13 protein-coding genes are annotated in these 12,038 nt (G+C 55.0%); 12 read left to right on the top strand and 1 reads right to left on the bottom strand.

Annotated elements, in window-relative coordinates:
* The first annotated feature begins 220 nt into the window (after nucleotides 1-220).
* From HN413_01975 to HN413_01920, 12 genes are all read left to right on the top strand, one after another.
* Entirely contained in the window at nucleotides 221-727 is a 507-nt protein-coding gene (locus HN413_01975; protein MBT3389157.1) for a PH domain-containing protein, read from the top strand.
* A gap of 131 nt (nucleotides 728-858) precedes the next feature.
* Complete coding sequence (locus HN413_01970; GenBank protein MBT3389156.1) at nucleotides 859-2,082, top strand: tyrosine--tRNA ligase; 1,224 nt, start codon at nucleotides 859-861, stop codon at nucleotides 2,080-2,082.
* A gap of 69 nt (nucleotides 2,083-2,151) precedes the next feature.
* On the top strand, nucleotides 2,152-2,661 hold the full coding sequence (locus HN413_01965) for a DUF4157 domain-containing protein (protein ID MBT3389155.1): 510 nt from the start codon (nucleotides 2,152-2,154) through the stop codon (nucleotides 2,659-2,661).
* 145 nt (nucleotides 2,662-2,806) lie between these two features.
* On the top strand, nucleotides 2,807-3,031 hold the full coding sequence (locus HN413_01960; protein ID MBT3389154.1) for a hypothetical protein: 225 nt from the start codon (nucleotides 2,807-2,809) through the stop codon (nucleotides 3,029-3,031).
* Nucleotides 3,032-3,118: 87 nt separating this feature from the next.
* Nucleotides 3,119-3,376 carry a hypothetical protein gene (locus HN413_01955; protein ID MBT3389153.1) on the top strand — a complete coding sequence of 86 codons (258 nt, stop codon included), beginning with the start codon at nucleotides 3,119-3,121 and terminating at the stop codon, nucleotides 3,374-3,376.
* 29 nt (nucleotides 3,377-3,405) lie between these two features.
* Nucleotides 3,406-4,191, top strand: a complete 786-nt coding sequence (locus HN413_01950; GenBank protein ID MBT3389152.1) for a hypothetical protein — start codon at nucleotides 3,406-3,408, stop codon at nucleotides 4,189-4,191.
* Entirely contained in the window at nucleotides 4,188-4,859 is a 672-nt protein-coding gene (locus HN413_01945; protein MBT3389151.1) for a hypothetical protein, read from the top strand. The genes HN413_01950 and HN413_01945 overlap by 4 nt, the downstream gene beginning before the upstream one ends.
* A gap of 3 nt (nucleotides 4,860-4,862) precedes the next feature.
* Nucleotides 4,863-7,253: a zinc ribbon domain-containing protein gene (locus tag HN413_01940; protein MBT3389150.1), complete on the top strand. Its 2,391-nt coding sequence runs from the start codon at nucleotides 4,863-4,865 to the stop codon at nucleotides 7,251-7,253.
* Nucleotides 7,250-7,918, top strand: coding sequence for a hypothetical protein (locus HN413_01935; protein MBT3389149.1), 669 nt, complete (start codon nucleotides 7,250-7,252; stop codon nucleotides 7,916-7,918). Before HN413_01940 ends, HN413_01935 begins: the two co-directional genes overlap by 4 nt.
* Nucleotides 7,915-9,669, top strand: coding sequence for a hypothetical protein (locus HN413_01930; protein MBT3389148.1), 1,755 nt, complete (start codon nucleotides 7,915-7,917; stop codon nucleotides 9,667-9,669). The genes HN413_01935 and HN413_01930 overlap by 4 nt, the downstream gene beginning before the upstream one ends.
* Before the next feature lie 32 nt (nucleotides 9,670-9,701).
* Nucleotides 9,702-10,760 (top strand): hypothetical protein, encoded by a 1,059-nt coding sequence (locus HN413_01925; GenBank protein ID MBT3389147.1) that lies wholly within the window; start codon nucleotides 9,702-9,704, stop codon nucleotides 10,758-10,760.
* Between the two features lie 149 nt (nucleotides 10,761-10,909).
* On the top strand, nucleotides 10,910-11,476 hold the full coding sequence (locus tag HN413_01920) for a hypothetical protein (GenBank protein ID MBT3389146.1): 567 nt from the start codon (nucleotides 10,910-10,912) through the stop codon (nucleotides 11,474-11,476).
* A gap of 56 nt (nucleotides 11,477-11,532) precedes the next feature.
* Here HN413_01920 and HN413_01915 read toward each other — a convergent pair.
* On the bottom strand, nucleotides 11,533-12,038 hold a 506-nt coding region (locus HN413_01915; protein MBT3389145.1), incomplete at its 5' end, for a phosphoglucomutase/phosphomannomutase family protein.

Genomic DNA, 12,038 nt, shown 5'->3' with positions numbered 1-12,038 from the left:
CGACAGCGATGATGATTTTGACTACGACGACTACGAAGACGAAGAAGAAGACGACGACTAAATAAATAAAAAATCCTGTGTGACTGCTCAGCCTCGAACAAAAAGAGGCCGAAAAAAGGGGTGTGCGTGGGGGCGTACGCCCCCACGCACACCCCTTTTTTCGGAATTCTCTCTGCGAAGGCGATAGCCTGAGCAGTTACAGACGGTGTATAATACCCCCATGCAACCTTCACGCGATTTCACCCCCGAACTGATCCCTCGCAAGGGCGAATGGATTGCCTGGGTTTTGGCAGGCCTGGCGTTGATCTTTTGGGGAATTGTCCGCTTTCGGGTTGAATCCGCACCCTGGGGAGCGATTGCCCTGTTTGTGATTCTATTTCTCTCGGCGGGGAGCATCAGCCTGGGAAACTGGGTGGATCGCCACACCGTGCTGAGTCTTGACCCCGAGGGAATCCAGTACCGCAACGGCCTGCGCAGCATCAACCTGAAATGGAAAGACATCCAGGAAGTGCGCGTTCTGGAATCAAATTGGGGGCAGCGCGTCCAGGTGATTAGCCCGACGATCAGCTTCATTTTCAGGACGCTGGGCGAAGTGCGGGTGCAAGATAGTCTCAAAGGCCGCTTGGGCTTCGCCGAAGGCGCGTTCATTTTAAAAGAAATTCTCGCATCGGCAGGTTTATCCAAAAGCACCGATAGCGAAAAAGTGCGCTATTATACCCGTCCGTAGGGGCGGGGCAAATTGGCCGCGTTCCTACTGGCGCTCTCTGATGTATTGAGGGCGCTTTTTGTTTCCCCTCACCCCCAACCCCTTTCCCAAAGTTGGGAGAGGGGTTGGGGGTGAGGGCTAAGGAGTGAGATATGAAAAAGATGAGTATTGACGAACAAGTAGCCCTGTTGATGCAAGGCACCGAATATGGCGACGCCAATTTATATCAGGCCATGGCGAACGAACTGAAACAACGTCTGAGCGAAGCCGAAAAAGCTGGCCGCCCGCTAAAAGTATATTGCGGCTTCGACCCGCGCACCTCCGACCTGCACCTGGGGCATACCGTACCGATGCGCAAGTTACGCCAGTTTCAGGAGTTAGGCCACGAAGTGACCTTTGTCGTCGGCAACTACACCTCGCTGATCGGCGACCCTTCGGATAAAGACAAACTGCGCCCGCAGCTCACCGCCGAAGAAGTGGACTACAATGCCCGCACCTACGCCGAGCAGGCCTACAAAATTCTCGACGCCGAACAGACAAAAATCGTCTACAACGCCGACTGGCTCTCGAAATTGACCTTTGCCGAGTTGATTGAACTGGCTTCCAATTTCACCATTCAGCAGTTCATGACGCGCGAAAATTTTCGCCTGCGCTGGGATAAAGGCGACGCGGTCTACCTGCATGAGACTTTTTACGCCATCATGCAAGGTTACGATGCCTATGCCTTGCGCACCGATGTGCAGGTGGGCGGCACCGACCAATTATTCAATATTGTCACCGCGGCGCGCAAGTTGATGGCTTCCAAAGATGTTCAGCCTAATATCGGCATTATTATGGGCATATTGCCGGGCACGGATGGTGAAATCAAGATGAGCAAATCGTTGGGCAATCACATCCCCTTGCTGGCAACCCCCGAGGATATGTACGGAAAAGTGATGAGTGTCCCCGATAAGGCGATGGGCGATTTTTACCGTCTGGTCAGCCGCCTGACTCCGCCGGAGATTGAGGCCATCGAAAAAGAACTTACCGATGGCAACGTACACCCGCGCGATGCCAAAATGCGCCTGGCACGCGAGATTGTCTCGATCTACCACAGCGAGACAGCCGCCAAAGAAGCCGAAGCCGCCTTCGTGCGCGTCTTCCAGCAAGGCGATGTACCCGAAGATATGGAAGCGTACACGCTCCAGGCTGGTCAGTCTGTGCTGGATGTACTCACCGAGAGTGGTCTGGTGAGCAGCCGCGGCGAGGGAAGGCGCATGGTGCAACAAAACGCCGTCAGCCTGGATGGCGAAAAACTCACCGACGCTTTGGCCGAATTCCCAGGCTCTGGCGTGCTGCGCGTGGGCCGCCGCAAATTTGTGCGCGTGGTGAAATAGATAGCATTAACAAATCTCGTAATGAGCGAGGCCCGTGCAAGACTTCGAATGTCTGTAAAAAGGAAACGCATGTCCAACGCGAATCTTTTGCCGAAAGAAATCCCCGCCTGTGCCGCGCGGCTGCTTGCCCGCCCAGAATGGTTCGCCGATCCGGGCATCGTCCAGCGCACGAAACTGGCAAAAGCCCGCGGGCTGGCGCGTCGGCTCAGTAGTCCGCGTTTCGCAGGCACCGAAATTGCCGCCATAGCGCTGGGGCACACCATCTATTTTCGCCAGATGGAAGCATATAACCCCCACGCTCCACGCGGGCTGGCCTTGCTGGCCCATGAGATTAAACATATCGAACAAGTAGAACGGTACGGCCTGGTGAGTTTTTATTGGCGCTATTGGCTAGACTACCGCCGACAAGGCTATGGCGAGGCGCTTCCATTTGAAACGGAGGCCTATCAATTTGAGCGTCTTGTGCGGGCGCAATTGAAAAATGAGTTCGCTCTCAACGCTGGGCGCACACCCTGCCTCGAAATGGCCGCTCCCCACAGCCCCAATCCCGCCTTTAGCCTGACCAGATTCCAGGTGTGATTGAGAAGTGAAGCAATCGCACCCTTCAAATAATGATGCCTGACACTTGCATTTCGTGGCCAGATTTGGCATACTGATATAGAAGTTTAAAAAATAGCTCCAAAGTTTATTGGCAAAGACCCACAATTTTACTGGAGGTACAGTTATGTCTAAAAAAGACTGGGAAGTTGAAAAAGTGAACTACTGCCACCATGTTGGCAAAGAAGTTGCCCTCGAAGCCGAAGTCGTTCACCCCGCAGAATGGCTGCCCGATCAACCGCCGCGCATTGTGGCACATCGCTGCAGCGAGGGCACAGCCTGCAATCTCGATGGCCGCGGCAGTTGCGTCTGGGCAGGCACCAACCCCACTTACGACCCCTTTCGTGAGTAACCCCTATAATTTATAACGCATCGAAAAGTGAAAGCGGGGCGGCTTGCCGCCCTGCTTTCATTTTTCGATTTATGCTATACTTGTCGTGTGAACAGCAACCCGCATCTCTGGCAAATTTGGGCAGATGCCCTCCACCGCTGGGGGCTAGATAACCTCGTGGCCACCCTGCTCGAATCAACCGGGCCGCTAAATATCCTCGGTGCTCAACTGGTTTATCTCGGCCAGCCAGTTTTAGGTCAATTTCTTTCACAGGAACACAGCAACGCCTTTGCCAATTTGCTTGAAAGCCCGGAGATGACGCAGGCATTCAGCACATATCTGCGAAAACACACTCAACTATCCTGAAATTTTCCGTATATTGGAGGTAACTCCCCGTGGCCTTCACCGGTCTCATAGGTCTGGCTTTTATCCTCGTCTTTTTCGGACTCATTCTGTTCTTCACAGCTGTCTGGCGTGAAGATGCTGAAACCCACTTACGCCCCATCCCTGCGTTCGAAAAATTGAGCCGCGCCATCGGGCTGGCCGTAGAAGCTGGCTCGCGGCTGCATATCAGCCTGGGACGCGGCAAACTCTCTGGCACAGAGAGCGCGGCTGCCTTTGTGGGGTTAAGCGTGCTGGAGAATATCATTCGCTCCGCATCATCGGGGGATAACCCACCCATCGCCACCAGCGGCGATGCCACCCTCGCCATTTTGTCACGCGATACCCTCAGCGCTACCTACCGCGAAATCGGCATCAGCGATCAATATCACCCCACCAGCGGCGAACTCACCGGAATGACGCCCTTTTCCTACGCGGTGGGCGCCCTTTCCACTGTCGAAGATAAAAAAACCAGCACCCATATTCTGTTGGGACATTTCGGTAACGAAGTTGCCCTGATTGGCGATGCCGCGGAGCGCAACAACGACCTGACCCTGGCTGGAACCGACAATCTGCCTGCCCAGGCCATTCTCTTCGCTACCGCGCAAGAACCCCTCATCGGGGAAGAACTCTACGCCAGTGGAGCCTATACCCAGGCCGGGCGGATGCATATTGCCAGTTTGCGCGCTCAGGATATTATGCGCTGGCTGCTAGTTGCCATCATCGTTGGGGGTGTCATCCTTAACTTCGCCGGTCTGGATCAACTCGTTGGCGAGCTGCTGGGGGGCATCGCGCCATGAAACTGAATTTCAAATTCAAGTCTCCGGTTTCTACCGCAATCGCCATCGGTGTGGGGCTGGTTGTGCTTCTGGGCTACTTTTTTGGCACCGATACCTTGGGCGAAACCACCAGTCTGGGCTTTTTACGCAATTATCTCCTTCAGGGGGCCATCATTTGGGCTTCTGTGGCGCTGATCGTCGGCGTTGCCAACCTCAGCGGCGTGCACCTGCGTAAAATCCGCAAAAAAGAAGGCAGCGGATACAGTTTTGTGCTGCTACTAGCGCTCATCATCACCCTCGGCATTGGCGTTTACGATATTGCCCAAACCCATCTACATGGCGAGCCAAACTTCCAGCGCATCCGCTGGGTTTTCACCTACATTCAACTACCCATTGAAACCAGTCTGATGGCCGTCCTCGCCATCAGCCTGACGTACGCGGCCGCACGGCTGCTCTCGCGGCGGCTGAACCTGTTTTCAATGGTCTTCGTCGGCGTGGTATTGCTGCTACTCATCGGCGCCGCGCCGCAGATCGCGGCCCAGGCTCCGTTGCTGGCCGAAATTCGCAACTGGATTTTACGCGTTCCGGCGCTGGCCGGAGCACGCGGCATTTTACTCGGGGTGGCGCTGGGCACCATCGCCACTGGCATTCGCATACTCACCGGCAGCGACCGGCCTTACGGAGGGTAGCCCATGAGCGAAATACGCTGCCCAATGTGTGGCAAATCGAACCCCGAACACTCCGAAACCTGTCAATATTGCCAGGCGCGGTTGACACCGTTAATGGTCTCTGGCGATGATGCCAACAGCGGATTGCCGGATTGGTTTAACGAAACGACCCCCGAGGCAGACACCCCCGCGACGGATTCAGATTCCGAAGACTGGCTCAACAGACTCCGCCCGGAAGAGGATTCCGAAGAAGAAGAGGATGCTGCCCCCTTTGATGATTCCGGTGACGATTGGCTTGGCCGGATGCGCGCCTTCGACGATGAAGAGACCGACGACGAAACTGAAGCCGAAGAAGAATCTTCCATTTTTGATGGCAAATTACCCGAATGGATGAGCAGCGACGAAAGCGCAGAAAACACTCCCGCGGATACGGATGACTGGCTGGCCTCATTGGGCAACGACAGTGCCGAATCGCCAGCCCCAGAAGCCCAGCCAGAAGCCAGTGAAGAGATACCCGAATGGATGCTGGGCGATCCTGCCCCAGCATCAACCCCGACAGCGGAGCCCGCTGCTGAAGCTGAAGACGCGCCCGATTGGCTCTCCACATTAGGCAGCGCCAGCGCCGAAGCACCCGATATGGCAGCCGAACCCTCGGCTCACGAAGAACTCCCCGATTGGATGCTCGCCTCAAGCAGCCCTGGCGACGCCGCCCCGGCGACAGAATCGGCGCCGGACATGCCAGTAACCAGCCCCGAGGCCGATCCCGAACTTCCCGATTGGTTAGCTGGCGCCGCTGCGGAGGCCGAATCCAGCTCTCCTGCACCGGAAAGCGAATCCGAAGCTCTGCCCGACTGGATGTTCAGCACCGACGATGAACATCCCTTTGCAGCCGCTCCATCGGACGACAGTTCACAGGAAGATGGCATCCCGGACTGGATGTCGGGCGAAGAAGATGAAACGCTCTATGCCGATGCGCTCCATGCCGCAGAATTACCAACTATTTTGCCCGATACCAGCCCCTTAACGCCAGATTGGCCGACAGGGTTTGCTGAAGATTCGCAAACAACGGATGAACCTGGCGATGCGGATGAGACTTTGATCCCAGGCGATGATTTTGAACCCGACTGGTTGGGAAAGCTGGGAACAGATGATTCGGCAGCCGAATTCTTCGAGATGGAAAGCGGGCTGGACGATGCCGATGAGGGGTTGTTTGCCCTCGGCGAGTTGAGCGACGCGTTCAGCGATAGCGCAGACGATGCCCCCACCCTCAGCGGGGAGGCTGCCCCGGCCGATTTGCCCGATTGGCTGCAAGCCATGCGCCCGGTCGAATCCAGCGCAGATGATTCGCCCGCAACTCATGGCCCCGTTGAGCAAGCTGGGCCACTGGCTGGTTTAAGCGGGTTATTGATCGCCGAACCCGAAATTGCCGGGCTGAAGAAAGCGCCCACATTTTCTTCCAAATTGAAAGTTACCCAGGCGCAGCAAGAGCACGTACACATCTTTCGAGAATTACTGGAAAGCGAAGGCCATCCGAAATCGGTGCGCGAACCGATCCAAATCTCATCACAAAATCTCTTGCGCTGGGTGAGCGCTATTCTCTTGATTCTGGTGATTATGCTGGGCGTGGTCAGTGAAAGCCAAAGCGTACCCCCGCCTTCGGGAGCGGCGATCCCCGCCGGGATGTTGCAGATCAGCGAGTTGATCGAAACTCTGACTCCAACGGATCCGGTGTTAATTGCATTTGATTATGAACCCGGCACATCGGGCGAGATGAACGCCGCGGCAGCCGCCGTAGTGGATCATTTGATGCTCAAGGGCGCGTACCTGAGCCTGGTTTCCACCTCCCCCACGGGGCCAGCCCTGGCAGAACATTTCATTCATACCGTTGTGAGTCAGCATGGTTACACCAGCGGGAATCAGTACACAAATCTCGGCTATATTCCCGGCGGCGCAGCGGGGTTGTTGGGGTTTGTGCAAATGACCCAGCACGTTACCCCATTGACTTTCGATGGCCTGGATGCCTGGCACACTCCCGCATTAAGCCAAATTCAAACCCTGGCAAATTATAAACTCGTGGTGGTGATTTCCGACGATCCCGATATCGCCCGCTCATGGATCGAGCAGGTGCAGCCGACTTTAGAAAACACACCCATGATCGCAATTGTCAGCGCGCAGGCCGAGCCGATTTTGCACCCCTATGCCAGTGGCGAAAATGCCCAACTCAAAGGGCTAATCAGCGGCATCAGCGGCGGGGCGGCTTACGAACAGGTTATCGGCAAACCCAACCTGGCCCGCACCTATTGGGATACGCTCAATTATGCCTTGATGGCGGCGGTGGTTGTGCTGCTGATCGGCAGCGGGGTCAATTTAATGACCTTCTTTGTGAAGAAGAAACCCACAGGAGAGACTGCGTGAATATTGCTACCATGAGTCTGGCTGACCTGAGCGGTGCGCTGTTGGGATTTTCGCTGACGATTTTCATTTTGAGCTATGTGATTGGCGACAATTTCCTCTTCCGTCTGGCGACGCATATTTTTGTGGGCACGGCGGCGGGGTATGCCACGATTATTACCCTCTATAATATTGTTATTCCTCATCTCGTGTTCCCGCTGCTGGATGGCAACCAGGGCGCAATGATTCTGGCGGTGAGCTATCTGATCCCCAGCGTATTATTGCTGATGAAACTTTCATCACGTTTGAGCCAATTGGGTAACCCGGCGGTCGCCATTCTGGTGGGGGTTGGTGCAGCCGCCGCAATCGGCGGCGCCACCTTCGGGACCATCTTTCCGCAAACAACCGCATCTATCCATGTATTTGAAAACGGATTGATTAACGGACTGGTTATTTTGATCGGCACATTGAGCACGCTGTTATTTTTCCAGTTTTATACGCGTACAGACGAAGCCCAAACCAAATCCGCGGGCGCCTTGACCCGAATTCTACGCTGGAGCGGTAAAGCCTTCATCGCCATTACATTTGGGGCTTTATTTGCCGGTGTGTATATTGCGGCGATTACTGCTCTAATCGAGCGTTTCATGTATCTATGGATATTTATTAAAGGGCTAATTTCTCCCGTATGATGTCTTCGATTGTTGTTACCGACTCTATTCTGGCAATAGATATTGGCTCGATCACCACCCGGGCCGCGTTATTCGATGTAGTCGGTTCGCGTTATCACTTTATTGCCACAGGCACTGCGCCCACAACCGCTGCCCCGCCGTTTGGCGATGTGCGCGAGGGCGTCAACCGCGCCATTTACCGCCTGCAAGAAATCACCGGGCGCACACTGCTCGGCTCCGATGCCAGCTTGTTGATCCCGGTTCAGCCTGACGGCAGCGGCGTTGACAAGTTAGTGGTAACACTCTCGGCGGGGCCGAATATCCGCGTGGTCGCGGTGGGCCTGCTCGAAAATGTCTCGCTGGAAAGCGCCCGCAATCTGGCAAAGACCAGCTATACCACGGTGGTAGAGAATATCAGCCTCAACGACCGGCGCAAACAAGACGCGCGCATTGATGCCATTTTACGCGCCCGCCCCGATCTGATTATTGTCGCCGGGGGAATAGACGGCGGCGCGGAGCATTCGGTCAGCAATCTACTCGAGGCCGTGGGGTTGGCCTGCTACCTGATGCCGCGCAGCCAGCGCCCCCAGGTGTTGTATGCCGGAAACAGCAGCGTACAGCAAGCCGTAGAAAATGCCATCGCCTCAATCACCGACTTGCATATCGCGCCGAATATTCGCCCCTCGATTACCAGCGAACAACTCACCCCGGCACAGGTACAACTTTCAAGAATTTTCAAGAATATCCGCTCGCAGCAGATGTATGGCGTCATGGATTTTGACCAGTGGGCCGAAGGACGCATGTTGCCTTCAGCAACCGCGTTCGGGCGCATTATTCGCTTCTTGAGCCATATCTACGATCCCAAAAAGGGTGTGCTGGGTGTCGATATTGGGGCTTCTTCTGTCTCGGTGGCGGCAGCCATTAAAGGGAAACTCGCTCTGAGAGTTTTCCCTCAACTCGGGCTTGGCGGGCATATTCACCAGGTATTGGAATATATGCCCCTCGAACAGATCACGCGCTGGCTGCCAGAAGAGTTTGCCGCCGATGATGTACGCAGCTATTTGCATAATAAAGCGGCGTATCCCGCCAGCCTGCCCGCCACACGCGAAGAACTTTTCATCGAACAGGCAGTCGCGCGGCAAATATTGCGGCTGGCAGTACAGAAAACTATGTCTTCGCTGCCGTTTGAAATGAAGAGCGCAGGGCATCATATCGTACCCTGGTCTGAGCCTATTCTGGCATCGGGGAGCGTACTCAGTCAGGCGCCCACCCCCGGGCAGAGCTTGCTCGTCCTGCTCGATGGTTTACAGCCCACCGGCGTGACGACCATCGTCCTCGATCAAAATAATCTGTTGGCTTCGCTCGGTGCAGCCGCTGAAGCCAACCCACTGTTGGTAGTTCAGATACTCGAATCTCACGCTTTCCTGAATTTGGGCACTGTCATCGCTCCGGTGGGGATTGCCCGCGCACGCGTCCCGGTTTTGCGTCTGCGAGCCACCTTTGAAGATGGCACAGAAACCAAACACGAAATTAAATTCGGCAGCATCGAGGTAATTCCGCTCCCGCAAGGGAAAGAAGCCCAATTACATTTGCAGCCACTGCACCGCTTTGATGTGGGCATGGGCGGCCCCGGGCGCGGCGGGCGCGTCAAAGTAGTGGGCGGGGCGCTTGGCATTGTGATCGATGCCCGCGGGCGGCCTATCCAAATTCCATCCGATCCAGAACGCCGCCGCGAGGCCATGCAGCGCTGGCACTGGACGCTGGGTAATTAGCTGGTATAGAATTTGCACCCTAGAGCATAGTTATGTTAGCACCTGTTATTCAAATCACCCCCCTGACCCAAATTCGCCGTCACCGCGAATTGCCCATCCCCGGGAATATTGTCGTGCGCCAGGGGCAAAAAGTAGAAGCGCGTGATGTCATCGCAGAAGCGCATCTCGAACCCGAACACATCCTGCTCAATATTGCCCGCAGCCTGCATGTTTCTCCGGAAAAAGCCGACGATCTGATCCAGCGCGCCGCGGGGGAATTTGTTACCCAAGATGATCTCATCGCCGGGCCGACAGGATTCCCAAAACGGGTGGTGCGCGCGCCTCGCTCGGGGCGGATCGTCGTGGCCGGAGATGGTCTGGTACTCTTGCAAGTGAATACAGCCCCCTACGAACTCAAAGCCGGAATGCCCGGCACTATCACAGATCTAATCCCCGACCGCGGCGCGGTCATCGAAACCACCGGCGCGCTGGTTCAGGGAGTCTGGGGCAATGGCCGCTCTGAATTTGGCATGATGCAAGTCAAGCTGGATGGTTCTGACGATCAGCTTCAAAAAGATATGCTGGACGTGAGTTTGCGCGGAGCCATCGTCCTGGGTGGCTACTGCGATGACCCGCAAGTATTCAAAAAAGCGGCAGAAATCCCCTTGCGCGGGCTAATTCTGGTCAGCATGAGCGCAGCAATGATCCCCCATGCGCAAAAAGCTGCCTTCCCAATCATAGTGCTGGAGGGATTCGGTTTCCATCCTTTGAATGCAATCGGCTATAATGTATTAGCTACCAATAACGGGCGTGAAATTTCGCTCAACGCAGAACAAATTGATCATTACAAAGGAATCCGGCCTGAAATCGTCATTCCCCTGGATGCAGGCCACACACCCAATGACGCCTCGCTAGTGGTTGAAGATTTTGCGCCCGGCCAGCAAGTGCGGGTTATCAAAGCGCCTTATGCTGGAAAAACAGGCAATATTACCGCTTTGTCGCAAGAACCACTGAAATTTCCCAGCGGAATTCGCGCCCCCGGCGCGTATATTACCCTATCCGATAATGAAGACGTCAAAGTTCCTTTGGCAAATCTCGAAAAAGTGATATAAAAGAGTAGGCAGCAACAAACTGTAAATAATCACGAAAAGGCTTTCGCCCAAGCAAGCACAAAGGGTGTTTATCACGACCGTATTCTTGCCCAGGTAAGCAATCCAGACCATTGGATTTCGGAAAATGGGCAACCTGAGGAGAACGAACAATGACAATGATGGATGATTTCGATTTTGACGATTTGGAAATAGAAGACGAAACCCCGCCCGAAGAGGCCAACAATCGCACCTTTTTGCTGGTTGCTGGCGTATTGGGAGCATTCCTGATCCTGTCATTGGTGCTCATGGCCGTCTATGCAATGGTCATTGTTCCCCGACGACGTTCTGCAGAAAGCACCCAGGTAGCCCAAATTAACGAGCAAAACACCGCCGTGGCCCTGGCTGCCGAAATGACTGCGGATGCCCAATCGTGGACGGCGACGCCCACCGCGACCAACACCCCTCTGCCAGCGACACCAACCCTAAGCCCCACCCCGGTGATGGCAATCAGCGAGACCCCCGCAGCAGGTTTGGCGCAATCACGCGAAGACCATCTCACAGCAACTATGGCAGCCCTCTTCACCCAACAGGCCGCCAATTTGATGACAGTCACCCCAATACCCACAGGCTTGCCTGCCACAGGCTTCGCAGATGATGTTGGCCTGCCGGGTTTAATTTCCCTGGCAGCCGCACTGATTTTGGTGATTGTCCTCTCCAGACGGCTGCGCACGGCCTAAATTATGTTCAGAGTATAATAAAAAAATCCCCTTCGCTGAAGGGGATTTTTTTATGCTTATGTTGCGCTGGCCGCCACCTGCTTGCCATACTTCAAAAGTTCTGACACCATCGCTTTACTGCGCCCTTCTGCATAGACGCGCAGCACCGGCTCGGTGCCTGAGGGGCGAATCAACAACCAGGAATCATCCGCCATGATGTATTTAATCCCATCGGTAGACATCACATCCTGCACGGTTTCACCCCCAATTTCTAACGGGGCGTCTTCCATCAGGCGCGCCACCATTTTTGTTTTGGCTACCGGATGATTCAAGCGCATATCTTTGCGTTCGTAATACGCCGGACCGACATCATTTAACAAATCATCTACCAACTCATCCAGGGGTGTGCGCGAGGCAGCTACCATCTCTACCAGGAGCAAGCCCATCAAGATGCCATCCCCCTCGGGTATATGTCCCTGAAAAGAAATGCCGCCAGATTCTTCCCCACCGATGAGCACGTTTTCCTTAAGCATATAATCGGCAATATGATTGAAACCAACCGGGGTTTCATAGACAGGCAGAT

Source organism: Chloroflexota bacterium (assembly GCA_018648225.1).
Lineage (GTDB): Bacteria > Chloroflexota > Anaerolineae > Anaerolineales > UBA11858 > NIOZ-UU35.
Note: the sequence above shows the minus strand (reverse complement) of the source record. Positions and strands in the feature narration are given on the sequence as shown.

What these genes read in the sequence shown, in the direction of transcription:
- HN413_01975 (MBT3389157.1), top strand. Translation starts at nt 221, where the DNA reads ATGCAACCTTCACGCGATTTCACCCCCGAACTGATCCCTCGCAAGGGC.
- HN413_01970 (MBT3389156.1), top strand. Translation starts at nt 859, where the DNA reads ATGAAAAAGATGAGTATTGACGAACAAGTAGCCCTGTTGATGCAAGGC.
- HN413_01965 (MBT3389155.1), top strand. Translation starts at nt 2,152, where the DNA reads ATGTCCAACGCGAATCTTTTGCCGAAAGAAATCCCCGCCTGTGCCGCG.
- HN413_01960 (MBT3389154.1), top strand. Translation starts at nt 2,807, where the DNA reads ATGTCTAAAAAAGACTGGGAAGTTGAAAAAGTGAACTACTGCCACCAT.
- HN413_01945 (MBT3389151.1), top strand. Translation starts at nt 4,188, where the DNA reads ATGAAACTGAATTTCAAATTCAAGTCTCCGGTTTCTACCGCAATCGCC.
- HN413_01940 (MBT3389150.1), top strand. Translation starts at nt 4,863, where the DNA reads ATGAGCGAAATACGCTGCCCAATGTGTGGCAAATCGAACCCCGAACAC.
- HN413_01930 (MBT3389148.1), top strand. Translation starts at nt 7,915, where the DNA reads ATGATGTCTTCGATTGTTGTTACCGACTCTATTCTGGCAATAGATATT.
- HN413_01925 (MBT3389147.1), top strand. Translation starts at nt 9,702, where the DNA reads ATGTTAGCACCTGTTATTCAAATCACCCCCCTGACCCAAATTCGCCGT.
- HN413_01920 (MBT3389146.1), top strand. Translation starts at nt 10,910, where the DNA reads ATGACAATGATGGATGATTTCGATTTTGACGATTTGGAAATAGAAGAC.